The sequence below is a fragment of the Mycobacterium sp. NGS48 genome, assembly GCF_059812585.1.
In genome coordinates this window covers 85,862-109,398 of record NZ_JCALCY010000008.1, presented here as the reverse complement: position 1 = coordinate 109,398, position 23,537 = coordinate 85,862, and the positions used below count along the sequence as shown (strand labels likewise).

At 68.2% G+C, this 23,537-nt stretch carries 22 protein-coding genes; 8 read left to right on the top strand and 14 right to left on the bottom strand.

Going from position 1 to position 23,537, the window contains the following annotated elements; translation table 11 throughout:
- Positions 1 to 3 precede the first annotated feature (3 nt).
- Entirely contained in the window at positions 4 to 858 is an 855-nt protein-coding gene (locus AC5Y42_RS16115; RefSeq protein ID WP_499899536.1) for a cyclodehydratase, read from the top strand.
- A gap of 43 nt (positions 859 to 901) precedes the next feature.
- Positions 902 to 2,245 (top strand): macrolide-binding ATPase MABP-1, encoded by a 1,344-nt coding sequence (locus AC5Y42_RS16110; RefSeq protein ID WP_499899534.1) that lies wholly within the window; start codon positions 902 to 904, stop codon positions 2,243 to 2,245.
- A 73-nt stretch (positions 2,246 to 2,318) separates the two neighbouring features.
- Here AC5Y42_RS16110 and AC5Y42_RS16105 read toward each other — a convergent pair whose 3' ends face one another.
- From AC5Y42_RS16105 to AC5Y42_RS16095, 3 genes are all read right to left on the bottom strand, one after another.
- Positions 2,319 to 2,591 (bottom strand): WhiB family transcriptional regulator, encoded by a 273-nt coding sequence (locus tag AC5Y42_RS16105; RefSeq protein WP_499899532.1) that lies wholly within the window; start codon positions 2,589 to 2,591, stop codon positions 2,319 to 2,321.
- A 127-nt stretch (positions 2,592 to 2,718) separates the two neighbouring features.
- Entirely contained in the window at positions 2,719 to 2,844 is a 126-nt protein-coding gene (locus AC5Y42_RS16100) for a hypothetical protein (protein ID WP_499899530.1), read from the bottom strand.
- Between the two features lie 154 nt (positions 2,845 to 2,998).
- Positions 2,999 to 5,128: an ATP-dependent DNA helicase UvrD2 gene (locus AC5Y42_RS16095; protein ID WP_499899529.1), complete on the bottom strand. Its 2,130-nt coding sequence runs from the start codon at positions 5,126 to 5,128 to the stop codon at positions 2,999 to 3,001.
- Positions 5,129 to 5,216: 88 nt separating this feature from the next.
- On the opposite strand from AC5Y42_RS16095, the gene mrx1 reads away from it, so the two are divergent.
- Positions 5,217 to 5,471 carry a mycoredoxin Mrx1 gene (gene mrx1 / locus AC5Y42_RS16090; protein WP_499899526.1) on the top strand — a complete coding sequence of 85 codons (255 nt, stop codon included), beginning with the start codon at positions 5,217 to 5,219 and terminating at the stop codon, positions 5,469 to 5,471.
- Positions 5,472 to 5,531: 60 nt separating this feature from the next.
- Here the strand turns inward: mrx1 and nudC are convergent, their stop codons facing one another.
- Entirely contained in the window at positions 5,532 to 6,488 is a 957-nt protein-coding gene (gene nudC / locus AC5Y42_RS16085) for an NAD(+) diphosphatase (RefSeq protein ID WP_499899524.1), read from the bottom strand.
- On the bottom strand, positions 6,466 to 7,536 hold the full coding sequence (locus AC5Y42_RS16080; RefSeq protein WP_499899523.1) for a potassium channel family protein: 1,071 nt from the start codon (positions 7,534 to 7,536) through the stop codon (positions 6,466 to 6,468). The genes nudC and AC5Y42_RS16080 overlap by 23 nt, the downstream gene beginning before the upstream one ends.
- A 39-nt stretch (positions 7,537 to 7,575) precedes the next feature.
- Between AC5Y42_RS16080 and AC5Y42_RS16075 the strand changes: the two genes are divergently transcribed.
- Positions 7,576 to 7,959: a DoxX family protein gene (locus AC5Y42_RS16075; protein WP_499899521.1), complete on the top strand. Its 384-nt coding sequence runs from the start codon at positions 7,576 to 7,578 to the stop codon at positions 7,957 to 7,959.
- On the opposite strand, the gene AC5Y42_RS16070 is transcribed toward AC5Y42_RS16075, so the two are convergent.
- The 4 genes from AC5Y42_RS16070 to AC5Y42_RS16055 all read right to left on the bottom strand — a co-directional run bounded on the left by AC5Y42_RS16070 (position 7,956) and on the right by AC5Y42_RS16055 (position 16,254).
- Positions 7,956 to 11,192, bottom strand: coding sequence for an ATP-dependent helicase (locus AC5Y42_RS16070; RefSeq protein ID WP_499899519.1), 3,237 nt, complete (start codon positions 11,190 to 11,192; stop codon positions 7,956 to 7,958). The genes AC5Y42_RS16075 and AC5Y42_RS16070 overlap by 4 nt on opposite strands.
- Positions 11,189 to 14,326: an ATP-dependent helicase gene (locus AC5Y42_RS16065; protein ID WP_499899517.1), complete on the bottom strand. Its 3,138-nt coding sequence runs from the start codon at positions 14,324 to 14,326 to the stop codon at positions 11,189 to 11,191. Before AC5Y42_RS16065 ends, AC5Y42_RS16070 begins: the two co-directional genes overlap by 4 nt.
- 87 nt (positions 14,327 to 14,413) lie before the next feature.
- On the bottom strand, positions 14,414 to 15,106 hold the full coding sequence (locus tag AC5Y42_RS16060) for a hypothetical protein (RefSeq protein ID WP_499899514.1): 693 nt from the start codon (positions 15,104 to 15,106) through the stop codon (positions 14,414 to 14,416).
- Positions 15,107 to 15,147: 41 nt separating this feature from the next.
- Positions 15,148 to 16,254 carry a hypothetical protein gene (locus AC5Y42_RS16055; RefSeq protein WP_499899512.1) on the bottom strand — a complete coding sequence of 369 codons (1,107 nt, stop codon included), beginning with the start codon at positions 16,252 to 16,254 and terminating at the stop codon, positions 15,148 to 15,150.
- A gap of 128 nt (positions 16,255 to 16,382) precedes the next feature.
- Here AC5Y42_RS16055 and AC5Y42_RS16050 point away from each other — a divergent pair, with 128 nt between their 5' ends.
- Together AC5Y42_RS16050 and AC5Y42_RS16045 are read left to right on the top strand one after the other, a co-directional pair.
- Complete coding sequence (locus tag AC5Y42_RS16050) at positions 16,383 to 17,156, top strand: alpha/beta fold hydrolase (protein ID WP_499899510.1); 774 nt, start codon at positions 16,383 to 16,385, stop codon at positions 17,154 to 17,156.
- A 2-nt stretch (positions 17,157 to 17,158) separates the two neighbouring features.
- Positions 17,159 to 17,470 carry an MGMT family protein gene (locus AC5Y42_RS16045; RefSeq protein WP_499899509.1) on the top strand — a complete coding sequence of 104 codons (312 nt, stop codon included), beginning with the start codon at positions 17,159 to 17,161 and terminating at the stop codon, positions 17,468 to 17,470.
- Between the two features lie 45 nt (positions 17,471 to 17,515).
- On the opposite strand, the gene AC5Y42_RS16040 is transcribed toward AC5Y42_RS16045, so the two are convergent.
- The 3 genes from AC5Y42_RS16040 to AC5Y42_RS16030 form a co-directional block, all read right to left on the bottom strand.
- Positions 17,516 to 18,370 (bottom strand): TIGR02569 family protein, encoded by an 855-nt coding sequence (locus AC5Y42_RS16040; RefSeq protein ID WP_499899508.1) that lies wholly within the window; start codon positions 18,368 to 18,370, stop codon positions 17,516 to 17,518.
- A 36-nt stretch (positions 18,371 to 18,406) separates the two neighbouring features.
- Complete coding sequence (gene moeZ, locus AC5Y42_RS16035; RefSeq protein ID WP_499899506.1) at positions 18,407 to 19,585, bottom strand: adenylyltransferase/sulfurtransferase MoeZ; 1,179 nt, start codon at positions 19,583 to 19,585, stop codon at positions 18,407 to 18,409.
- 101 nt (positions 19,586 to 19,686) lie between these two features.
- Positions 19,687 to 20,739 carry a DUF3152 domain-containing protein gene (locus AC5Y42_RS16030; protein WP_499884740.1) on the bottom strand — a complete coding sequence of 351 codons (1,053 nt, stop codon included), beginning with the start codon at positions 20,737 to 20,739 and terminating at the stop codon, positions 19,687 to 19,689.
- Positions 20,740 to 20,919: 180 nt separating this feature from the next.
- Here AC5Y42_RS16030 and fasR point away from each other — a divergent pair, with 180 nt between their 5' ends.
- Positions 20,920 to 21,576: an HTH-type transcriptional activator FasR gene (gene fasR / locus AC5Y42_RS16025; protein ID WP_499899504.1), complete on the top strand. Its 657-nt coding sequence runs from the start codon at positions 20,920 to 20,922 to the stop codon at positions 21,574 to 21,576.
- Here fasR and AC5Y42_RS16020 read toward each other — a convergent pair.
- Positions 21,563 to 21,811 (bottom strand): DUF3107 domain-containing protein, encoded by a 249-nt coding sequence (locus tag AC5Y42_RS16020; RefSeq protein WP_499899502.1) that lies wholly within the window; start codon positions 21,809 to 21,811, stop codon positions 21,563 to 21,565. The genes fasR and AC5Y42_RS16020 overlap by 14 nt on opposite strands.
- Positions 21,812 to 22,002: 191 nt before the next feature.
- On the opposite strand from AC5Y42_RS16020, the gene AC5Y42_RS16015 reads away from it, so the two are divergent.
- Positions 22,003 to 22,653, top strand: a complete 651-nt coding sequence (locus AC5Y42_RS16015; RefSeq protein ID WP_499899500.1) for an MmpS family transport accessory protein — start codon at positions 22,003 to 22,005, stop codon at positions 22,651 to 22,653.
- Positions 22,654 to 22,680: 27 nt separating this feature from the next.
- Here AC5Y42_RS16015 and AC5Y42_RS16010 read toward each other — a convergent pair whose 3' ends face one another.
- Positions 22,681 to 23,376 carry a ferritin-like fold-containing protein gene (locus AC5Y42_RS16010; RefSeq protein ID WP_499899498.1) on the bottom strand — a complete coding sequence of 232 codons (696 nt, stop codon included), beginning with the start codon at positions 23,374 to 23,376 and terminating at the stop codon, positions 22,681 to 22,683.
- Positions 23,377 to 23,537: the final 161 nt, after the last annotated feature.

Genomic DNA, 23,537 nt, shown 5'->3' with positions numbered 1-23,537 from the left:
AACATGCCCGAGGGCCGACCTGCGCCGGCCGCGCTGCCGTTGTACACGTTGGACCCGGCGATGCCGGTGGCGGTGCGCCCAGACGGCGCCGTGCAGGTGGGCTGGGATCCGCGTCGCGCCGTGCTGGTCCAGCCGCCCGCCGGCCTGACCGCTGCCCAGCTGGCCACGCTGCTGCGCTCCATGCACGCACCGACGCCGATCACCGAGCTGCGCAATCAGGCACCCGCGGTGGCCGCCGGACACCTTGCCGACCTCCTCGCGCAACTGGTCGAGGCCGGTGTGGTCAGCCGCAGCCGCCGGCAGGTGCCCGGGCGGTCCGCGTCGATCCGGGTGCATGGACGCGGGCCGCTGTCGGATCTGCTGCTCGAGTCACTGCGCTGCTCGGGCGCCCGGATTAAGCACAGCAGCCAGCCGCACGCGGTGGTGACGTCGGCCGGCGCCGACCTGGTGGTGCTGTCCGATTACCTGATTGCCGACCCGCGGATGGTGCGCGAGCTGCACAGCCAGCGTGTCCCGCACCTCGCCGTGCGAGTGCGCGACGGCGCCGGGCTCGTCGGTCCGCTGGTCATTCCCGGCGTTACGAGCTGTTTGGCCTGCGCGGACCTGCACCGCAGAGATCGGGATGCAGCGTGGCCCGCCGTGGCCGTGCAGCTACGCGACACCGTCGGCACGGCGGACCGCGCGACGCTGCTCGCGACGGCGGCACTGGCGCTCAGCCAGGTCAACCGGGTGATCGGGGCGGTGCGGGGCGCGGATCCGGGGCCGCCGCCGGCGTTCAACGCCACGCTGGAGTTCGACGTTCATCGCGGTTCGATCGTGGCGCGGCACTGGCCCCGGCATCCACTGTGTTCATGCTGACATCGCTTGTTGCCAGATCGATGCGGGCGGACACCGGACTGTCATGGATGATGGGTGTGTGACAGACATCAAACGCGGCCGCGCGGCGCGTAACGCCAAGCTGGCCGGCTTGTCGGTCAATATCGCCGGCCGGACCGCGCTCGGGTTCGGCAAGCGCCTCACCGGCAAGTCGAGAGACGAAGTCAACGCCGAGCTGATGGAAAAGGCCGCCCACCAGCTGTTCACCGTGCTCGGTGAGCTCAAGGGCGGTGCGATGAAGGTCGGCCAGGCGCTGTCGGTGATGGAAGCCGCCATCCCCGAGGAGTTCGGCGAGCCCTACCGCGAAGCCCTGGTCAAGCTGCAGAAGGACGCGCCGCCGCTACCTGCCGACAAGGTGCACCGGGTGCTCGATGCCCAGCTCGGCACCAAATGGCGCTCTCGGTTCAGCTCTTTTGACGACAAGCCGATGGCGTCGGCCAGCATCGGCCAGGTGCACAAGGCGGTATGGGCCGACGGTCGCGAGGTGGCCGTCAAAATTCAGTACCCCGGCGCCGACGAGGCACTGCGCGCTGATCTGAAGACCATGCAACGCATGGTCGGGGTGGTCAAACAGCTCGCACCCGGCGTTGATGTGCAGGGCATCGTCGACGAGTTGATCGAACGCACCGAGATGGAACTCGACTATCGGCTCGAAGCCGACAATCAACGGCTGTTCGCTAAGGCGTACCAGGACGACCCGCATTTTGTGGTGCCGCACGTGGTGGCCAGTGCTCCCAAGGTGGTGATCCAGGAGTGGATCGACGGGATCCCGATGGGAGAGATCATCCGCAACGGCACCGTCGAACAGCGCGATCTGATGGGTACTCGGCTGGCCGCGTTCACCTTCGAGGCGCCCCGCCGGCTGGAGATGATTCACGGCGATGCCCACCCCGGCAACTTCATGCTGCTGGCCGACAACCGGATGGGCGTCATCGATTTCGGCGCGGTGGCGCCGCTTCCCGGCGGCTTTCCCATTGAGTTGGGGATGACGATTCGGCTGGCCCGCGAGAAAAACTACGACCTGTTGTTACCGACGATGGAAAAGGCCGGCTTCATCCAGAAGGGCCAGCAGGTGTCGGTGCGCGACATCGACGACATGCTGCGTCAATACGTCGAGCCGGTCGAGGTCGAGGTCTTCCACTACAGACGCAAGTGGCTGCAACGGATGACGGTCGGCCAGATCGACCGGTCGGTGGCGCAGATCAGGACCGCGCGCCAACTCGACTTGCCGGCCAAGTTGGCGATCCCGATGCGGGTGATCGCCTCAGTCGGCGCAATCCTGTGCCAGTTGGACGCACATGTGCCGATGAAGGCGCTGACCGAGGAGTTGGTTCCGGGCTTCACCGAGCCCGACGCCGCGATGGTGTAGGGCCTTATCCGCGAGAGTGCAACCACCGACACTGCCTCTCGACCGACACGTCGGTAGCTGCACTCTCGCGGACCTAGGCGGCGGCGATGACCTCCTTGCGCGGGCGTCCACGGGGACGCTTGCGGTTGACGACACAGCCGCGGTCGAGGATCTCGCCGCCCCACACACCCCACGGTTCGGCCCGCTCCAACGCCGCGGCCAGGCACTCGTTGCGGATGGGGCAATCGACGCAGAGCGCCTTGGCGCGCTCCAGATCGGCCGGGCTGTCGGCGAACCACAAGTCGGGATCACCGACATGACACGGCAACTCCGGCAGCTTCTCGTCGCAGACTGTCTGGGTCGACATGTCCTGGTCACCTGCTTCCTGGTCTGATAGCGGTCTTTGCGAGATCCGGACCAGGGAGCGGGCGGGCGACCCACAAAAATGGCCACGGATCTGGTTCGAGTCCGTGGCCGTCGGGGTTCCTAGAAGTTTAGGTAGAGCCTCGATCCACGGACGCGTCGGCGGCGGCGGCGCGATGACGCAGCACAGCCAATACGGCGGCACGGCGGGAGCCAGCGCCGGTCAGGCCTACGCCGAACGCGTTCATGGTGATCATCGTGACTCCCTCCTTTCGTGCTGCGTGAGCGTCAGAAAGTGCGGCTAAGAGGTTAAATCGTAGCAGCTGAGCGGGGCAACCGATTTTCTGACCTCGGGTTTTAGTGGCGACCTGCCGCGCCCGGCTTCGCCGCGCTTGCAATCGCCACGCGGTTTTAGTGGCGACCCGCCCCCCGACTGCGCACCAGTTCCAGCACGTCCGGCCCGAACTGTTCCAGCTTGCGGGCGCCGATACCCGGTATCGCAACCAGCGCCGCGTCGTCGCTTGGCAGCATCTCGGCAATGGCGATCAGCGTGTTGTCGGTGAACACGACGTAGGCGGGCACGTTGAGCTCTTTGGCCGTGCGCAGCCGCCAGTCCTTGAGCTGCAGCAACAGCGCGTCGTCGATATCGGCGGCGCAGGTTTCGCAGCGGCGCAGCATGATGGCCGCCGGGGTGGTGAGCAGGTTGTTGCAGACCCGGCAGCGCGACGCGCTCCCACGGTGGCGCCGCGGCTTGTCCCCCGCAAGCGGGCGGTGCCCCCGCGGCGCCAGGTCAGATCGGGTCTGCGGGGCGATGCCGTTGAGGAACCGCGACGGCTTGCGGCCGCCCCGCCCGCCCGGCGTCCGGGACAACGCCCAGCTGAGCGCCAAATGAATCCGGGCTCGGGTGACGCCGACGTAGAGCAGCCGGCGTTCCTCCTCGACGGGTTCGCTGTCGGCGCCATGCGCCAACGCGTGCGAGATCGGCAGCGTGCCATCGGCCAGCCCGACCAGAAACACCGCGTCCCACTCCAGGCCCTTGGCGGCGTGCAGCGACGCCAAGGTGACGCCTTGGACCACCGGCGGGTGACGGGCGTCGGCGCGCAGCCGCAGCTCGGCCAGCAGACCGGGCAGATCCAGCTGCGGGCGGTGCGCCATCTCCTCATCGACCAATTCGGCCAACGCCGTCAGTGCTTCCCACCGCTCCCGGGCCCTGGTGCCTGTCGGCGGTTGCGTGGTCAGCCCGAGTGGCTCCAGCAGCCCGCGCACCACGTCGGGCAGCGGTAGATCGGGTTGTGGCCCGTCGGCAGTGCGGGCCGCCGCTCGCTGGATCACCAGCAGGGCTTGCCGGATCTCCTGGCGGCTGAAAAATCCCTCGCCGCCGCGCACCTGGTAGGGAATATTCGCCTCGGTCAGCGCCTCCTCGTAGACCTCGGACTGGGCGTTGATCCGGTAGAGCACCGCGATCTCGGCGGGCGCCGTGCCGGCGGCGATGAGACGGGTGATCGACTTGGCCACCGCGGCGGCCTCGGCGACTTCGTCGGGATGTTCGGCAAACGACGGCTCCGGGCCCGGGTCGCGCTGGCCGACCAGGTGCAGCTTGCTGCCGGCGACCCGGCCGCGAGCCGCGGCGATCACCCGGTTGGCCAACGACACCACCTGCGGGGTGGACCGGTAGTCGCGTTCCAGGCGCACCACCGTGGCGTCGGGGAACCGCCGGGAGAAGTCCAGCAGGTAACGCGGTGAGGCTCCGGTGAACGAGTAGATGGTCTGGTTGGCGTCGCCGACGACCGTCAGGTCATCGCGCTCGCCCAGCCACGCCGAGAGCACCCGCTGCTGCAACGGCGTGACGTCCTGGTATTCGTCGACGACAAAGCAGCGGTACCGTTCGCGGAACTCCTCGGCGACCGCGGCGTCGTTTTCGATTGCCGCCGCGGTGTGCAGCAACAGGTCGTCGAAATCGAGCAACGCCACACCGTCACCGCGGGCCTTGAGCGACTCGTAGCCGGTGTACACCGCGGCGACCCGCGCAGCATCCAATGGAATGTCGCGGCCTTCCGCGCCCACCACCTCCGGATACTGCTCCGGGGAGATCAGCGACGCCTTGGCCCACTCGATTTCGCCGGCCAGATCCCGCACGTCGTCGGTGCTCACCTGCAGCCCGTCGCCCGTCGCCGCGCGGGCGACAACGGCGAATTTGCTGTCCAGCAGCTGCCAGCCGGTATCGCCGACCACCCGCGGCCAGAAATAGCGCAGTTGGCGATGTGCGGCAGCGTGGAAAGTCAGCGCCTGGACATTGCCGATGCCCAACGCCCGTAACCGCGACCGCATCTCACCGGCCGCGCGTTGGGTGAAAGTGACCGCCAGGATCTGCCCGGCAGAGACGTGTTCGGCGGCGACGAGCTGGGCGATGCGGTGCGTGATGGTGCGCGTTTTGCCGGTTCCGGCGCCGGCCAGCACGCAGACCGGTCCGCGCGGCGCCAGCACAGCCTCACGCTGCTCGTCGTCGAGATCGGCAAGCAAGACGTCTGCGATCACCGGCATGGCGTCCATCTTGGCAGCGCTGGCCGACAAACCCTGCGGATCGCCACGCCGAGGCAATACAGCGGGCCCCGATTATGTTTAAGGACTTATGACCAACGCTTCGCTAACCATGTACACGACGCCCTGGTGTGGTTACTGCCATCGGCTCAAGACGGTGTTGAAAGCCGCCGGGATCGGCTACGACGAGATCGACATCGAGCAGGACCCCGCTGCTGCGGAGTTCGTCGGCTCCGTCAACGGCGGCAACCGGACCGTCCCCACCGTGCGCTTCGCCGACGGGTCGACACTGACCAACCCCGGCGCAAACGCGGTCAAGGCGAAGCTCGCCGAGCTGGCCGGGTAAGCCCCAGCCCGCCGACGATGCAGAGCGCGTAGCGCGATGAGGAGGAGGCGGGCAATCGATTCAGCCTGCTGCCGCCCAGGATTCGATGATCACCCGGGCAATGGAAACTGAGCCGGGCAGAAGAAGTTTGGAGTCCGATTGGCTGCTCCAGTCGCCGACGGCCAGCGCTGTGCGCACCTCGTCGCGGGTGAACCAGGCCGCCTCGGCGATCTCTCCGTCGTTGAACGAGAACGGCTGATCCGGATCGGCGAGCGCGTGGAAGCCGACCATCAGTGAGCGTGGGAATGGCCAGGGCTGGCTGCCCAGATAACGTACATCGTGCACGGTCAGGCCGATTTCTTCACGGATCTCGCGGGCCACGCAGACCTCGAACGACTCGCCGGCCTCGACGAAGCCGGCCAGCAGCGAAAACAACCGCTCAGGCCACACTGTTTGGCGGGCCAGCACGGCGCGGTCGGCGGCGTCGTGGACCAGGCAGATCACTGCCGGGTCGATCCGCGGGAATTCCTCGTGGCCGGTGAGCGGGTTGACCCGTGCCCAGCCAGCCCTTGCCGACCGGGTCGGTGAGCCGTCCACGGCGGAATACCGGGCACCCTCATGCCAATTCAGCAGAGCCAGGGCCGAGGACACCAACTGCGCGCTGATGTCGTCGAACAGCTGGCCCGCGCGACGTAAATCCGCCACCTCGGCCTTCATCTCGGGATCCTCGGGGGCTTCCAGTGGCCCGCGCACCGCCCACACGTGGCGTCCGCCGTCGATACGACCCAGGAATACCGCATCCGGTGGCGGCTTGTCGGCCAGCGTGCCCGCCGTTCCGAGCACCACCCGGCCGTCGGCGACCATCACCTGATTGCGGGAATCCACCCGCAGCAGCGCCGCGTCCGGCCATCCCGCGGCGGCCGCCTCGACGTCGGTGCGCAACTGGTCGGCCCGGTCGGCGCCGATGCGCGACAGCAGCGGAACGCTTTGCAGTTCGAAGTCGGCCACTGGGCGCTTATTTCCCCACGCTGCGGACATACAGCAGCCGGTCGCTGGCCTCGACCGCGTCGACTTCGGGTGCATCCACCCGCAACAGGTGGCCGTCGCGGACCACGCCGAGCACGATGTCACTCAAATGCCGGGGCGACCCGCCCACCTCGGTTTGCTCCACCTCGCGTTCGGCGATCGCGAACCCGGCCTCGGGGGTCAGCAGGTCCTCGATCATCTCCACCACGCTGGGGGTGGTGGTGGCGATGCCGAGCAGACGACCGGCGGTCTCCGAGGACACCACCACCGAGTTGGCACCGGACTGCCGCAGCAGGTGCTGGTTTTCGGCCTCCCGGATCGACGCCACGATCTTGGCAGTGGGGGCGATTTCCCGGGCGGTCAGCGTGACCAGCACCGCGGTGTCGTCGCGGCTGACGGCCACGATGATCGAGGCAGCGTGCTGGGCACCGGCGAGCCGCAGCACGTCGGACTTGGTGGCATCGCCGCGCACGGTCACCAGGCCCTCGCCCGCCGCGCGGTCGAGCGCGGCTTGGTCGGGGTCGACGACCACGATGTCCGCCGCGGCGATCCCGTCGCCGCGCATCGCGGCCACCGCCGTTTTGCCCTTGGTGCCGTAGCCGGTGACGATGGTGTGGTTGCGCACTCGTTTCCTCCACCGCTGGATTTTCAGCACCTGCCGGGACGTTTCGGTGAACGCCTCGATCGTCGTCCCGACCAACAGGATCAGGAACGCGATCCGCAGCGGGGTTATCACCAAAACATTGATCAGGCGCGCGTATTCGGAGACCGGGGTGATGTCGCCGTACCCGGTGGTCGACAACGTCACCGCGGAGTAATACAGGCAGTCCAGGAACGTCAGCGGCTCACCCCGCACGTCCTGGTAGCCGCCGCGGTCGATGTAGACGAAAAACGCCCCGGCGAACAACGCCGCCAGCGCGATAAGCGTCCGGCGGTACACGGTCCGCGCGGGGTTGGAGCGCCCCTCGGGGATGCGCAGCACGCGGACCAGGTCATAGCCTCGCCGGGCGGTCAGCGTCTCGTCGAGACCGCCGTGCCGCCGCCAGCTACCTCTGGCCACGGCTAGCTGTCATCGGCTGGCGCACGACACAATGTAACCATGACCCCCACCACACCAATAGCCAGCCAGGCACCCGCATACCGAATGGGAACGCTGCTGATCGGCATGGGCATCACCCACTTTGTCGTTCCGAAGCCGTTCGACGACATTGTTCCCGTGGAACTGCCGGGAAGTCAGCGCTTCTACACCTACGCATCCGGCGTTGCCGAAGTGGTCACCGGCGCTCTGCTGCTGGCCCGAAGCACCCGCCGACTCGGTGCGCTGGCCGCAGTCGCGCTTTTCCTCGGGGTCTTTCCGGGCAATGTCAACATGGTGCGGCTGTGGTGGGACAAGCCCTGGCCGATGCGGCTCGTGGCCCTGGCCCGGCTGCCGCTGCAGATCCCGATGGTCACCATGGCGCTCAAAATCAGGCGCACGGCTTAACCAGCCACCAGCGCAGCCAGTTCGTCGGGGTCTGGCAGCACATCGGGAGTCACGGTGGCCCCGGTGCGTACATAATGAAAGGCTGTGCGCACCAATGATTCCGGGCAACCGGATAATGCCGCCCAGGCCAGCCGGTAGACGCCGAGTTGAACCGCGGCCTGCCCGGCGGCTTCCGGGCTGTGCGGCGCCTCGCCGGTCTTCCAGTCCACCACCGTGGTTCCGCCGTCCGGATCGGCGAACACCGCATCGATGCGGCCGCGTACCACGGTGTCACCGACGGCCATCTCGAACGGCACCTCAACGGCAACCGGGGTGCGGGCCGCCCACGGGGAGGCGAGAAATGCCTCCTGTAACGCGGCCAGTTCGTCGGCGTCGCCCTGGGCGGTGTCGGAATCAGCCGCGCCGGGCAAGTCGCCAAGCTCGAACAACCGCTCGGCGCCGTAGAACCGCTGAACCCAATCATGAAACGCGTTGCCCAGCAACGCATGTGGTTCAGGCCGCGTAGGCAGCCGGCGCGTCAGCCGCTGCGCTGCGCCGACTGGGTCACGAGCCAGGTCCACCAAGGCGCTGACCGACAGTTGGCTGGGCAATCTGACGGTCGGTGGTGCTGCGGTGCGCTCCCGCTCGGCTAACAGCGCATCCACGTCGGTGGCCCACTCGTCCCCGGCGTTGACGGACGGGGCCGCTGCCGACATTGCCGCCGCCACCAACGCCGCGCCACGCTCGACGTCGGCGCGGCGGGTGCCGAGCGGATCGACCGGCCATACCTCTTCGACTACGGTGTCGCGCAGGGGGTTTCGTTCACCGTCAGCGGGCGATGGTGCCCAGTGTTCGACGACACCGCACGGCTCGCCGTCGTCAGTCGACCGGTCGATGACATCTTTGATCTCGCAGAGGAAATCCGACGGGCCGCGCGGCTTGATCCCGGTGGCGCCCCAATGGTGGCCCGACAAAAGCAGGGTGTCCTCGGCGCGGGTGACGGCCACGTACAGCAGCCGGCGATCCTCGTCGATCCGCCGCTGTTCGAGCTGGCGGCGATGCGCAGAAATCTTGTCGGAGAGCTGTTTGCGATTGGTGATATCGGAGGTGTCCAGCACCGGTACCCCGTGCTGGCACGTCGAGGCACTGTCGCCGCGCAACAGCGGGGGTAGATCGGCAGCGTCGGTGAGCCAGGTGCGGGCCGATCCGGTGGACGGAAACACGCCTGCCGACAAGTGCGGCACGGCCACGACCTGCCATTCCAGGCCCTTTGCCGCATGTACCGTCAATATCTGAACCCGGTTGTGAGCGACCGCGATTTGCGCCGGCGGTAGCCCGTTTTCGACAACGGCGGCCGCATCCAGATAGGCCAGCAGGCCCAGGACCGATGCCGTGGCGGCGGCGCCGGCCCGCTCGGCGTAGGCGGCGACCTCGTCAGCGAAGGCGTCGAGGTGCTCGGTGCCCGTCCAGCCTGCCGGCGCAGCGGCCCGGACCTCACAATCGAGCCCGAGCACCCGGCGCACCTCGGCCACCAGGTCGGGCAACGGATGGTCCAGATGTGCCCGCAGCGCCGACAACTCCCCGGCCAGCGCGACGATTCGCCGATAGCCGGCCGCCGAGTACTCGCCCGCGGGCCCCGGGTCGTCGATGGAGTCGGCCAGACCGGCGCTGTCGGTATCGGGTCCGGCTGCAGCGGCGATCTGCTGGGCTGAAACCAGTTGCTGTGCAGCGCCTTCGAGAACCACTGCGCGTCGCCACAACGCCGCGACGTCACGGGCACCGAGCCGCCAGCGCGGACCGGTCAGCACTCGCATCGCGGCTGTTCCCGCAGTCGGATCGGCGGCCAGCCGCAGCATCGCCACCACGTCGGCGACCTCGGGGATGGACAGCAACCCGGCCAGCCCGACCACCTCCACCGGTACCCCGCGGGCCCGCAGCACCTCAGCCATCGGTGCGGCGTCGGCGTTGCGGCGCACGAGCACCGTCGCGGTGGGCGGTGCGACGCCGGCGGCACGGGCGCGTTGGAAGTGCTGCTGCAGGTGATCGGCGACCCACTCGCGCTCGGCGCACACATCGGCCAGTAGCGCGCAGCAAACGGCGCCCGGTTCGGCGTTCGGCCGCGGCCGCAGTGCATGCACCGCCACCGACCGTCGCCGGGCTTCTGCCGATACCGCGTTCGCCACCCGCAGCGCCCGTGGCGGGTTGCGCCAGCTGGTTCGCAGCTCCAGCACCGGCGCCGCAGTGCCGTCGGGACACGGGAAGTCAGTAGTAAATCGGGGCAAATTGGTCGCCGAGGCGCCGCGCCAGCCGTAAATCGACTGGATCGGATCGCCGACAGCGGTCAACGCCAATTCGCCGTCGACTCCGCCACCGAACAACGAGGACAGCACGACCCGTTGGGCATGCCCGGTGTCCTGGTATTCGTCGAGCAGCACCACCCGATAGCGGTTCCGCAGTTGCTCGCCTACTTCGCCGAACGTCGACACCAACCGCGCGGCCAACGCCATCTGCATCGCGAAGTCCATCACCTTCTCGGCCCGCATCCGCTGATGCAGCGCCTCGATCAGCGGCACCAACTCGGCGCGCTCGGTCTGGGTGGCCAGCATCCGCAACAGCCATTGGCTGGGGCCGCGGTCACGCTGGTACGGGCCGGCCGGCAACGTGTGCACCAGCCGTACCAGTTCGACGTGCGTGTCGCGGAGTTGCGCGGTGTCGACAAGGTGTTCGGCAAGTTCACCCGACAGCCGCAGCACCATCGAGGTCAGCGCGGTCGGACTCTTATCGGTGTGCAATTCGCCGCGGTAGCCGTTGACCACGTCGAAGGCCAGCTGCCATAGTTCGGTCTCGCCGAGCAGCCGGGTCTGCGGCTCGATGCCCAGCAACAGACCGTGATCGCGCAGCAACTGGCCGGCGAACGCATGGTAGGTGCTGACAGCCGCGGTGCCGATCGGTTCGGCGGTGTGAGCGATCAGGCCGGTGCCGGCCAGCCGGGCCAATCGGGAACGCACCCGACGCAGCAGCTGTCCGGCGGCCTTGCGGGTGAACGTCAACCCCAGCACCTGGCTGGGATCGGCGTAGCCGTTGGCGACCAGCCACACCACCCGGGCGGCCATCGTCTCGGTTTTTCCCGCGCCGGCGCCCGCGATGACCACCAGCGGTCCGGGCGGCGCGGCGATCACCGCGGCCTGCTCCGCCGTCGGTTCGAAAAGCCCTAAGGCGCTGGCTAATTCAGCAGGACTGTGGCGCGGTGTCATGTTCGGCCCTCCCTCGCAGTGCCGGTATGGGCCGGGCAACTCGGGCGGATCGGGCAATGGGTGCAGCCGTCGTTGATGCGGGCGACGAACTGCGGTCCGGCGGTCGCCGCGGCCGCCTGCTGGACCAGGTTGCGCCAGTCGTCGCGAGCGGCAGGTGTCAGCGGGTCCTGCTCGCGTTCGGCGGCGCCGCCCGCCCCGGCCCTGCCCGGATACACCAGCCGGGCGCCACCGGGCTCGTCGCCGTCCGGCAACAAGCCCTCGGCTACCGCCAGCTGGTACATGGCCAGCTGGGCGTGCCGCTGCGCGTCGTCCTTGCTGACCGGCGTCTTGCCGGTTTTGACGTCGACGACCACCAGGCGGCCGGCGCCGTCGCGCTCGACCCGGTCGACGCGTCCCCGCAGTCGAACGCCGGTCCCCTCAAGAATCCCGTCGACCTCGATCTCACGGCCGACCTCGGTCAGCTCGTGCCGTGTCTGAGCCCGCCACTGGAAAAAGGTTTCCAGCATCGCGCGGTGGCGAGCCAGCTCGTTGGCGCCGTACCACGGTGACTCGAACGGCAGCTGCTCCCAGGCCCGGTTCAGCGCGGCCAACAGCTGTGTCTCGTTGCTCTCCGTGTCGGCGATCAGCGCATGCACCACCGACCCGATGGTGGAGCGCAGATCGCGCGGGTCGGTGCCGCCATGGCGTTCAGCCAGCCAGCGCAGCGGACAGTCGGTCAGCGTCTGCAGGCTCGACGGGGTCAGCGTGATGACATGACCCTCACCGCTCCACAGCGGCTCGGTGGTACTGACCGGCGCCATCCCGTACCAGCCGGCCGGATCCGCACCGGGAACATCGGCCTTGGCCAGCCGGGCCAATTGCGTTGCCGCGCCGGCGCGTATCTCGTCGCTCACCGCGTCGTGCGGAGCGCAGACCACAGCCCGCAGCCGGCCCACCATCGCTGTGGCCGACAGCATCCGCGGGGCGGACACTGGTGGCAGCGGGGTGTCGGGGTCGGGTCCGTCGACCGCCCATTGCGCGACTTCGAAGAAGAACGGTGACGGCAGCGCGGACTCGCCGCCGTCGTCGGCCTCGGCGTCGACGGCGGTTACCAAGAGTTGTCGGCTGGCCCGGCCCATGGCCGCGATCAGCAGCCGCCGCTCGTCGGCCAGCAGCGGTGCCCGCATCGACGTGGTTGCGCTGACCCCGTCGAGGACGTCGAGCAGCCGCTGGGTGCTCAGCACCCCGCCGCGGGGAATGGTGTTGGGCCACAGTCCTTCCTGTAGGCCGGCGATGACCACGAAGTCCCACTGGTGCCCTAACGCGGCATGTGCGCTGAGCACGCTGACGGCCTCGGTCGACGCCGGCTCGGGGCTAACCGGGGCCAGGTGCAGCGCACCGACGTTGTCGAGCAGGCCGCGCAGCGAGGCGCCTGCGGTACGCGACACGTACTGCTCGGTGATATCGAAAAGCGCTGTGGTGGCGTCCAAGTCGCGGCATGCCTGGGCACCGCCGGGGCCGCCGCGTTCACATGCCGAAAGCCAGCGACGCTGCAGACCTGATCGGTGCCACGCCGCCCACAGCGTGTAGCGCGGGTCCTTAACGTCCCGTTGACAGCGCGCAGCTGCGTCCAGCACCGCCCGTACTCGTCGCACCGGGCGGGCCTGCGCGGCGGGGAGACGAATCGCCTCGCCGCTCAACGCTGCCACCAACAAGTCGGCGAACTCCCGGTCACCTGCGTTACGGCGCAACGTCCGGCGCAGTTGGCGAAGAGTCACCGGGTCGACCCTGCCGATCGGGCCGGTCAGCAAGGCCAGCGCCTGCTCGCCGTCCAGGCCGTCGGCCGTCGCGGCCAACACGGTCAGCAGCGCTCGTGCCGCAGGCTGCTGCCACAGCGATCCGCCGGTGCTCGGCACGGCCACCGGGACGCCGGCCCGCGTCAGGGCCTGCGACAACCCGGCGCCGGCACGCGGCACTGACCTGACGATGACCGCCATCTGCGACCAGGGCAGCCCGTCGATGAGATGTGCGCGCCGTAACGCATCGGCGATCACCTCTGCCTCCGCGTGCGGCGAGACGGCCAGGCACGCCGTCACCGACCCGGAATCGTTTCCAGCCCCGGTGATTTCGTTGCAGTTGATAAGCCGGCGCGAGACACCCGAAACTGCGCGCGCCACCGTCGGCGGGCAGCGGTGCGACACCGTGAGTGTCACCGTCGGCGCAGCAGCGGCATGCTCTGGTGCGGGATCGCCGCTCAAAAGCAGGGTCGGCTCGGCGCCGCGGAAACCGAATACCGCCTGGCTGGGATCACCGGCGATCAGCGCCACCTCAGCCCCGGCCGCCAGCACCCGCACCATACGAGCCGCCTGCGGGTCGAGTTGCTGGGCGTCGTCGACCAGCAGAATCCGAATCCTGGCCCGCTCTGCGGCCAACAACTCGGGATCGGCGGCGAAGGCCTCCAAGGCCGCCCCGACCAATTCGGCGGCTCCGACCGCCGGCGTCGTCGCCTGTGGCGCTGCCGTCCCGACGGCCCCACGCAGCAGCATCACCTGTTCGTACTGACGCGCGAACTGGCCTGCTGCGACCCACTCCGGATGGGCGTGCAGCCGGCCGAGCCGCTCCAGCTCCCGGGCATCCACGCCGCGTTCGGCGCAGCGCGCCAACAGATCCCGCAACTCCGCGGCAAATCCGACGGTAGCCAACGCCGGTTGCAGCTGCGCGGGCCAGCCCACCACTGCGGTCGGACCGTCTTGGAGGTCACCGGCCAGCAGTTCGGCGATGATGCCGTCCTGTTCGGCGCTGGTGACCAGTCGCGGCGGCGGACCGCCCGCACGCTGCGCGGCCAGCCGCAGCACCGCGAAGGCGTAGCCGTGCACGGTACGTACCAGCGGCTCACGGATTACCGCGCTGCCCGCGCCGTCGGCCCGCGCACGCAACAACCGCGTCGTCAACGCGCTGCGCGCCTGCGCCGCAATCCGCCCTGAACCCGTCAGCAACAGAACCGATTCCGGGTCGGCACCCGCAGCGATGCGGGCGGCCGCCGCGTCGACCAGCAGGCTGCTCTTACCGGTGCCCGGGCCGCCGACGATCCGCAGTTGACCGCGCAGGCCGGGATCCAGCACTGCCTGCGCCTCGGGATCCCATCGATGTGCCATAGCGGCATGACACCACGCGGGTACGACAAGTCGGTCCGAGCCGGTTACCGCCGCCCGGACAGCACTAGTGCATGGCGCGCACCGGCATCACATCCGGCGGCCGAGATCCTCACCGCCGCTGTGGCGGGGATATTCGGGCAGCACCGGCGGTCGGCCCGCGTCGTGTCGGATGTCGCCGCCGGCCTGCGGTCCGGCCGCAGCTCCCGCGTCGTCGCGCTCGGTGCTCTGCTGGGTTTCGGGCTGGCCCTGCGGGGCAGGTTGGTCCTCCCGCTGCTGCTGCTGCGAGGTGCCCATACCAGTGGGGCCCTGACCCGCGCCGCCGGCGGCGCCCTGGGACGCCGGTCCGCTCGCAGGCTGTCCCTGTCCGCCGTGTCCCTGTCCGCCGTGGCCGGCGCCTTGGAACGCCTGCATCATCGGTTGCATCAGCGACGTGAAGCTGCCGCCGAACTGGCCGGCCATCTGACCGGGCGCACCGGCCATCTCGCCGGCCTGGCTGCCCATCTGGCCCAGCGTTTGGACTATCTGCATCACGCCCTGCTGACCGGACTCGTCGGCGCCCTGATATGCCGCGCTCGAGGCACCGAGTTTGCCGTCGAACATGGCCTCCTTGCCTTGCAGCGCCGCGACATTCGCTTGCAGTGGAACGGACAGCGTCGGCAAGACCGCGGCGATCGTCGCGCTCATCGGGTCTTCGCCAGGCGACACCATCGGCATCTGAGGCATTTGCACCTGACCTGGCTGCCAGGTGGGGGTGCCGTGGTGTTCCAAGCCCTCACTCATCAGCTGTTATCTCCTGTTGCCGGTTGTCGCGGCGCCGTGGATCACCACTCATCGTCGTCCTCGCCTTCGGTGAGGTCGTGGTCGAGGGGCGTCGGAACCGCCATCCCCGCCCGGGAACCGCCGCTGTCCCCCCGGTGTCCCATCATGCCCATTCCGCCCATGCCGCCCATGCCGCCGCCGGCGCCCACCGGTGCCGCACCGCTGACAACGGTGCTGCCTGCGGCGGCGCCCTCCTCCACTGCCGTGGGAGCCACCGTGGTGGTGTGCTTGTCCACCAGTTTGGCCATCAGCGGTGTGCGCGGCGGACTGCCGCCGGAGCCGGGCACTCCACCGCCTCGCATCAGCCCGGCACCCGAGGTCGCGCCCGAGCCACCGGCGGCCGGATGATTGGAAAACGCCGCAAACGGTGACGCATCCGCCCCGCCGGAACCGCCTTTGCCCAGTTGGCCGAACATCGACGAAATCTGCTGCAAAGGTTGGGTCAGCTGTTGCAGCCCTTGGCCCCCGCCCATCTTGCCAAGCTGTTGGGGAAGCTGCCCAACCTGGGACATCATCTGGGTCATCATTTGCACCCCGTCCTGCGACTCTTTGCTCGCCTGCCCCGCGCCCGCCGTCCCGCCGGGCGGGATCGGTATCGCGGCGGGGTTGACCGCAGGCACACCCAGATTGCCCGCGAGCTCGGTCGTGCCCGTCATCACGTCGGCCATGTTCTGCGACTGGCCCAGCCTGATCTGGCTTTGCAGCAGCGCTTCCTTGTCTTCCCCCGGGAGCGGCAAGGCCTCGATCATTTCGCAGGTGTGCTGGGTGAGTTGCGCGGTGGCGTTGGCCAGCCCCTTGGCTTTGACGATCGACGCCTCCATGGCGCGCAGCTTGAGCGCGATGGCCGAAGCCTCGGCGGCGTTGATTTCATGCCCGTTGATGATCGTGCTGGCCTCTCCGAGCGCCGCCGTGGCCGCGGTGCCCTGCCAGATGCCCTGGATCTGCATCATCTGCCCCTGCTGCTGAGGCACCACCACCCCGGTCAGATGCGTCGCCAGCTGTTCGAACTCCGCGGCGGCGGCCGCCAGCACGTCCTCGTCGATGTTCGGCCAGCCCGGGCCCAGCAACGTCTGCGACCCATACGGGCTGCTGTCGGGCTCCATCCCCATGACACGACCCCTTCCCCAGCGTGTCCGGATCTACCGTCAAACCTTACTGCGCAGCTAGCCCGCCTATTGACACATTTTCGGCAGCAGCGCCACCGGTGGCGCTCCGGGCGGCTGGCACCATACGACGCGTGAGGAAGCTTCATGTGCACCGCTACGGCCCCCGGGGGCCGGCGCGGCTGTTGGCCATCCACGGTTTGACCGGCCATGGGCAGCGCTGGCAACAGCTGGCAACCGACTACCTGCCCGGGGTCAGCGTGGCCGCCCCCGATCTACTCGGCCATGGCAGGTCGTCGTGGTCCGCCCCGTGGACGATCGACGCCAATGTCGCGGCGCTGGCCGCGCTGCTCGACGATCAGGCCCCGGCGGTGGTGGTCGGGCATTCGTTCGGGGGCGCGGTCGCGCTGCATCTGGCCGCCGCTCATCCCGATCTGGTGGCCGCGCTCGTGTTGCTGGATCCGGCGATCGGGTTGGACGGCGCATGGATGCGCGAGATCGCCGACGCGATGCTGGCCTCGCCCGATTACCCGGACGCCGCAGAAGCGCGCGCCGAAAAGGCCACCGGCGCATGGGCCGACGTCGACCCGACCATGCTCGATGCCGAGCTCGACGAACACCTGGTAGCGCTGCCCGGCGGGCGATACAGCTGGCGGATCAGCCTGCCCGCGATGATGTCGTACTGGAGCGAGCTGGCCCGCGATGTGGTGTTGCCGCCGAAAGGAGTTGCCACGACGTTGGTTCGGGCGCTGTGGACGTCGCCGCAATATGTCGACGACGGACTGATCGCCGGCCTGCGTGAGCGGCTGGGATTCGATTTTCAGTTGCTGGAACTCGAATGCGACCACATGGTGGCCCAAGCCAAGCCTGCCGAGGTCGCCGCGGTGATCCGTGACCGGATGCGCTGACGATGGCGACGGTGACCGACGAGCAGGTCGAGCGGGTGCGCGCGCTGGTGGCCGCCATCCCCGCCGGCCGGGTGTCGACCTATGGTGATATCGCAGCCGCCGCAGGGCTTTCCAGCCCGCGGATCGTCGGCTGGATCATGCGAACCGACTCCTCGGATTTGCCGTGGCACCGCGTGATCACCGCGTCCGGCCGCCCCGCACCGCATCTGGCCACCCGCCAGTTGGAGCTCCTTCGCGCCGAAGGGGTGCTGGCCGACGACGGGAAGGTCGCGCTGGGCGAAGTGCGTTACGCGTTTCCGCGAGAGTGCAACTAGCGACGGCCCTTCTCGGGAAACACGTTGCTACTTGCACTTTCGCGCTCAGAGCACCAACCGGACCAAGGCCGCGGTGCGGGCCAGCCCCGGGAAGGCCGCCGACGTGGAGCGGGGATGCAATGCGTGAACCGCGAGGCGAAACATCAATGCTCGCAACAACATCTGCGGCCACTCCGGCAGGGCGTTCCAGCGCTCGACGAGTCCGTCGTCGGCCTCGCCCCATGACAACGCGTCGACGACGACCACGCCAGCAGCCCACGGCGCTGGCCGCCAGTACGGCGTGATGTCGGTGATGCCGGGAGCGGCTGCACCCGCGAAAAGCACTGTCCCGTAGAGATCTCCGTGCACAAGCTGACTTGGGCTTTTGGTTCGCCGTCGCAGCCCGGCGAGCTGTTGGATCAGCTCGACCGAACGCGGCCGGTCGGCGGTCGCGGGGGCAACCCGTGCGGCCTGCGGCACCGAGGCCAGCGGTTGTTCTTCCCACGCGGCCCGGTCGGCCGCGATGAAAACGTCGACATCCGCCCACGGCGCGGTGGGGCCTTGAGTGAGGAACCGAGGGCGTTCCAGTTTCCCGGTGGCCTCGTGCAGCCGCACCGCCGCCGAGACGACTTCGTCATGGCGGGGCTCGGGTTTGCCGGCGACGAAAGTATCTGCCCGCCAGCCGGAGACCACATAGCGTCCATCGGTCGAGCGGACCGGTCGGGCCAGCCGCACGCCGTCGACGAACAGCGTCTCCCGCACCTTGGCCGACCACGCAGCGCGAGCGTGATCGGCGACCAGCGACAGCACCACTTCGCCGCACCGCCAGCCGCCTTCCCAGCTGCCACCCAACGGCGCAGGCCGCACCCCGGTCAGACCAAACGCCGCCAATACGTGCTCGGGCGGCGGGTCGACACTCACACGCTCAGCCTAATGGGGGTCAGCTGGGCAGACGCGTTAGTACATGACCATGTCGGGCTGCATTTGCTGCGCCCAGGCAACGATGCCGCCCTGCAGATGGACCGCATCGGCGAATCCGGCCTTCTTCACCGCGGCCAGAGCCTCGGCTGAGCGCACACCGGTCTTGCAATACAGCACCGGTACCCGGTCCTGGGGTACCTTCGCCAGCCCCTCACCCGAGTTGATCGATGACTGCGGAATCAACTGCGCGCCGTCGATGTGGTTGATGTCCCACTCCACCGGCTCGCGCACATCGATCAAAGCAACCTTTTTGCCCGAGTCCAGCAACTCGCGCAACTCACGCGGGGTGATCGTGGCGTCTGCCGCTGCATCGGCCGCCTCATCCGAGACCACGCCACAGAACACGTCGTAGTCGATCAGCTCGGTGATCTTCGGCGTGTTGGGATCTTTGCGGATCGAGATCGTGCGATAGCTCATCTCCAGGGCGTCATAGACCATCAACCGGCCCAGCAACGATTCGCCGATGCCCGTGATCAGCTTGATCGCCTCGGTGCCCATCACCGAGGCAATCGACGCGCACAGAATGCCCAGCACACCGCCCTCGGCGCACGACGGCACCATGCCGGGAGGTGGCGGCTCGGGATACAAATCGCGGTAGTTGAGGCCGCGTCCGTCGGGCGCGCCCTCCCAAAACACCGAGACCTGGCCCTCGAAGCGGTAGATCGAGCCCCACACATACGGCTTGTGCGCCAGCACGGCGGCGTCGTTGACCAGATAACGGGTGGCGAAGTTGTCGGTGCCGTCGAGAATCAGGTCGTATTGCTCGAACAGGCCGACCGCGTTGTCCGGTTCCAATCTCTCTTCGTGCAAGCGCACGTCGACCAGCGGGTTGATTTCGGCGATCGAGTCGCGCGCCGACTGCGCCTTCGAGCGACCGATGTCGGACACGCCATGGATAATTTGGCGCTGCAGGTTGGACTCGTCGACGACGTCGAAGTCGACGATGCCGATGGTTCCCACGCCGGCGGCGGCCAGATACAGCAACGCGGGCGCGCCGAGTCCGCCCGCGCCGATCACCAGAACCCGCGCGTTTTTGAGCCGCTTCTGCCCGTCGACGCCGACGTCGGGAATGATCAGATGGCGGCTGTAGCGCGCGACTTCATCGCGCGTCAGCCCGGCGGCCGGCTCAACCAGCGGTGGCAACGACGTCGACACCGAATATCTCCTCAACTTTGTCAGCTCTCCCCATCACAGCAGTTGCCCGGATCAACGGCAAACAAGCGAGGAAGCTTCCCGCGCCACTCAGACGATCGCCACTAGGCGATCGGGTACGGCCACGGATTGAACTGGCATGTCTTGCCGTCAGCCTTGACCCAGTCCGGGTCGAACTTGGCATCGTCGTCGTTGGCTGTCGAAAAGGTTTGTTGCATCATCACCGGCGCCAGCCCGCCCTGCTTGTCGCACGGCTCGTGACGCAAATACCCGATGGCGTGACCTACCTCGTGGTTGATCACATACTGGCGGTAGGAGCCGACATCACCTTGGAAGGGCATCGCTCCGCGCACCCACCGCGCCTCGTTGATGAACACCCGCTGCTGCCCGCCGGGACTGAACGACGGGTTGTAGCACGAGGCCTCCAGCGGAATCTCGTAGCCGCAGCCCTCGCGTACGGTCATCGGAGAGCTCAGCGAGATCCGGAAGTCAGGGTTTGTGCCGTCGGATCCGTCGATCCGGATGAATGCGATCTGCGGATTGTGGGTCCAGCTTTTGGGATTGGCCAACGTCTGGTCGACCATCCGCGCGAACGCATCGTCGCCGCCGAACGTGGTCGGATCGATCCCGTTTTCGACCTCCACGGTGTAGCGGAACACCTTCGCGGTGCCCTGCCCGACCTGAGGCATAACACCTGGGACGACCCGCCAGGTCTTGTCACCGGCCGGGGTGAACGGACCGCCGTCCGGCAGTACGCCGGTGGGCAGGCTGGCGTCGAATTCGGTCAGCCCGCGTGGCGGCGCACCGATGATGGCGGTGCCCACCGATCCGATCGTCGGCGGTCCCTGGACCGGCTCCTCCGAAGCGGGCGCCGGCGCGCTGGTCCCGGTCGCCGTCTGATACAGCACCACCGCAGTGAGCGCCGCCAGCACCGGTAGCGCATAGGCACGCCAACCGTAGGTGGACACGAAACGGCCCAGCCAGGTTTGTTTGCGCCAGCGGCGCGGCCGGTCGCGATTGGACCGGGTACGGCCCGAGCCCCAGGCGAGCGGATCCCGCTGAGCACGCAGCGGTTCTCGCCAGTCGTCGCGGAGCACCGGCACCTGGCCGGTTCCGCGTGGCTCTGGGTCGAAACTCACCGCCCCAGGATCGCACATTCGCTGCTAAGGAGGCCGCTAGCTGGGCTCTTGGCGCGCCCGACGGCTAGATACGTCGGCTCCAGCGGGGATTGGAATAGTCAATAACAAGCGCGCGGCCGCGCGGGTAGTAGTGTCTTTGCGATCAGCAGCGCGCGGCGACGCCGACGGCGCATGTCCTGACGATCAGATGAGGACTCGATGAGCGATCTCGCCAACGCGGCCGGAAGGCGGTCGACGGACACCGTCGCCCCCGCGCGGCGCGGCAACCGGCTGCCCCGCGATGAGCGGCGCGGTCAACTGCTCATCGCTGCCAGTAACGTTTTCGTGTACCGCGGTTATCACGCCGCCGGCATGGACGAGATCGCCGACCGGGCCGGAGTCAGCAAACCTGTTCTGTACCAACACTTCACCAGCAAGCTGGAACTGTATTTGGCGGTGCTGAATCGGCATGTCGAGAATTTGGTGTCGGGCGTGCGGCAAGCGCTGCGCACCACCACCGACAACCGGCAACGGTTACGTTCGGCGGTGCAGGCGTTCTTCGACTTCATCGAGCACGACGGCCAGGGCTACCGGCTGATCTTCGAGAACGACAACGTCGCCGAGCCGCAGGTGGCCTCGCAGGTACGGGTGGCCACCGAATCGTGCATCGATGCGGTGTTCGACCTCATCAGCGCCGATTCCGGGTTGGACCCGCACCGGGCCCGGATGATCGCCGTGGGCCTGGTCGGTATCAGCGTCGACTGCGCCAGATACTGGCTGGACACCGATCGTCCGATCTCCAAGGAGGATGCGGTGGATGGCACCGTGCAGTTCGCCTGGGGCGGGTTATCGCACGTGCCGCTTACCCGCTCGTAGCCGGCGCCGAGCCGATTCCGAAGCCCACGCGGCGCGCGTCGGCGACCCCGATTTCGACGTAGGCGATCTTGGCCGCCTGGACCAGGAAGCGACGGCCCTTGTCGTCCGTCAGGCTCAGCACCTGAGAGTTCTGCCCCAGCGCGGCGGTGACCAGCTCTTCGACTTCACCGGGCGCCTGCGCGCTGGTGAAGACCAGCTCGCGCGGGCTGTCCGTGACACCGATCTTGACCTCCACGCTGGCCCCTTCCGTTGTAGGCGTTCTCCAGCAGGCTAGTAGACGCGCCGAGACGGCCGTGAAAGCCGGTCGGCGCCAAGCATTCGCGGGTCCGGTAGCGACGGGTCGTCGTCGCCAAATCGTGACCAACACGCCCACCCGCGGAGCAATCCACGTCGGGTCACATCGATAACATCTGCAACATCAGCACCATGACACCCCTGGATAGCGATATTCAGGATTACCCAGATGACGAGGTCTACGCGACCTACCCGGACGACGATTGGGTCGGGCCGGTAGACGAACGCTGGCGGCCGATCGCGGCAGTCGCGGGCGTCGTGTTCGTGCTGGCCGTGATCGCCACCGTCGTCATTCTCAACGGCGGCGACAGCGCCTCGACGACGGCTACGGTCGTGCCACCGACCCGCACCGTGATCGCCACCCCGCGACCCACGGCGCCGCCTACCGCGTCGCTACCACCCGAGACCGTGACGACGGTGACGCCACCGCCGCGCCAATCCAGCCCCACCGAGGCGCCGACGGCAGCACCGCCACCACCGGAACTCGGCCCGCCACCGCCGACGCAGCTGGATCCGAACACCGTCGTGTACCAGGTGAACGGGACCAAGGGCTTCCTGGACCTGGTGACCGTCGTTTACACCGACGGCCAAGGGGCGCCCCAGACCGACGTGAACGTGTCGCTGCCCTGGTCGAAGGCTGTCGTACTGGCCCCGGGCGTGCAGACCAAGTCCGTCGTGGCGACCAGCCTCACCGGCCGGCTCAGCTGTGCGATCACCAACGCCGAGGGTCAGACCGTCGTGGTGTCGACCACCAGCACGATCATCGCGACCTGCACCCGCTAGGACGACGGGCGGCGAGGCCGCGAGCCCCTAGGCCAGGCCCAGTTCGCGCATCCGTTGGTCGTGGGTGTGCTGCAGCCGGTCGAAGAATCCCGTCAGCTGGGTGAGGCCGTCGGTTCCGGAAACCACCAAATCGACCAGCTCGTCGTGGTCGGCCAGCACGTACTGGGCCTGAGTGATGGCTTCACCGAGCAGCCGGCGCGACCACAGCGCCAGCCGGCTGCGTTGTTTGGTGCTGGTCGTCACCGCGGCGCGCACCTCGGCGACGACGAACTGGGAGTGGCCGGTCTCTGACAGCGTCGCGCGCACGACGTCGGCCACCTCGCCGGGCAGGCCGCCCGCGATCTCCAGATACAAGTCGGCGGCCAGGGCATCGCCGACGTAGGTTTTCACCAGCGCTTCCAACCACGTACTTGGAGTCGTCAGCCGGTGGTAATCGTCAAGTGCCGCAGCATATTTCGACATCGCCGGCACTATGTCGACACCACGGTGTTCCAGCGCGTCGCGCAGTAGCTCGTAGTGCCCCATCTCGGCGGCGGCCATGCGCGCCATCGAAATGCGGCCGCGCAGATCGGGCGCCATCCGCGCCTCATCGGTGAGTCGATAGAACGCCGCAACCTCGCCGTAGGCCAACAGCGCGAACAACTCGTTGACGCCGGGGTGGTCCGCCGGCAGCCGCGGGGTGGGCGGATCGTCCAACTCATCGGCGCGCGAAGGCGAAGTCATGGCAACACTCTATGCGCGGTGGCGATCGCCACGAATGCACCGGTACTGACCCGCGATATCCGGCTTCGTCGCCCGGCTGGACCGAGATTTCTATGACATAACCGCCGACCAGGTATCATCAGGGAAGGTGGTGGCTGTAGACCCTTACCGCTATTGCCGGC

What these genes read in the sequence shown, in the direction of transcription:
- AC5Y42_RS16115 (WP_499899536.1), top strand. Translation starts at nt 4, where the DNA reads ATGCCCGAGGGCCGACCTGCGCCGGCCGCGCTGCCGTTGTACACGTTG.
- AC5Y42_RS16110 (WP_499899534.1), top strand. Translation starts at nt 902, where the DNA reads ATGGATGATGGGTGTGTGACAGACATCAAACGCGGCCGCGCGGCGCGT.
- AC5Y42_RS16105 (WP_499899532.1), bottom strand. Translation starts at nt 2,591, where the DNA reads ATGTCGACCCAGACAGTCTGCGACGAGAAGCTGCCGGAGTTGCCGTGT.
- AC5Y42_RS16100 (WP_499899530.1), bottom strand. Translation starts at nt 2,844, where the DNA reads ATGATCACCATGAACGCGTTCGGCGTAGGCCTGACCGGCGCTGGCTCC.
- AC5Y42_RS16095 (WP_499899529.1), bottom strand. Translation starts at nt 5,128, where the DNA reads ATGCCGGTGATCGCAGACGTCTTGCTTGCCGATCTCGACGACGAGCAG.
- mrx1 (WP_499899526.1), top strand. Translation starts at nt 5,217, where the DNA reads ATGACCAACGCTTCGCTAACCATGTACACGACGCCCTGGTGTGGTTAC.
- nudC (WP_499899524.1), bottom strand. Translation starts at nt 6,488, where the DNA reads ATGTCCGCAGCGTGGGGAAATAAGCGCCCAGTGGCCGACTTCGAACTG.
- AC5Y42_RS16075 (WP_499899521.1), top strand. Translation starts at nt 7,576, where the DNA reads ATGACCCCCACCACACCAATAGCCAGCCAGGCACCCGCATACCGAATG.
- AC5Y42_RS16070 (WP_499899519.1), bottom strand. Translation starts at nt 11,192, where the DNA reads ATGACACCGCGCCACAGTCCTGCTGAATTAGCCAGCGCCTTAGGGCTT.
- AC5Y42_RS16065 (WP_499899517.1), bottom strand. Translation starts at nt 14,326, where the DNA reads ATGGCACATCGATGGGATCCCGAGGCGCAGGCAGTGCTGGATCCCGGC.
- AC5Y42_RS16060 (WP_499899514.1), bottom strand. Translation starts at nt 15,106, where the DNA reads ATGAGTGAGGGCTTGGAACACCACGGCACCCCCACCTGGCAGCCAGGT.
- AC5Y42_RS16055 (WP_499899512.1), bottom strand. Translation starts at nt 16,254, where the DNA reads ATGGGGATGGAGCCCGACAGCAGCCCGTATGGGTCGCAGACGTTGCTG.
- AC5Y42_RS16045 (WP_499899509.1), top strand. Translation starts at nt 17,159, where the DNA reads ATGGCGACGGTGACCGACGAGCAGGTCGAGCGGGTGCGCGCGCTGGTG.
- AC5Y42_RS16030 (WP_499884740.1), bottom strand. Translation starts at nt 20,739, where the DNA reads ATGTGCGATCCTGGGGCGGTGAGTTTCGACCCAGAGCCACGCGGAACC.
- fasR (WP_499899504.1), top strand. Translation starts at nt 20,920, where the DNA reads ATGAGCGATCTCGCCAACGCGGCCGGAAGGCGGTCGACGGACACCGTC.
- AC5Y42_RS16015 (WP_499899500.1), top strand. Translation starts at nt 22,003, where the DNA reads ATGACACCCCTGGATAGCGATATTCAGGATTACCCAGATGACGAGGTC.
- AC5Y42_RS16010 (WP_499899498.1), bottom strand. Translation starts at nt 23,376, where the DNA reads ATGACTTCGCCTTCGCGCGCCGATGAGTTGGACGATCCGCCCACCCCG.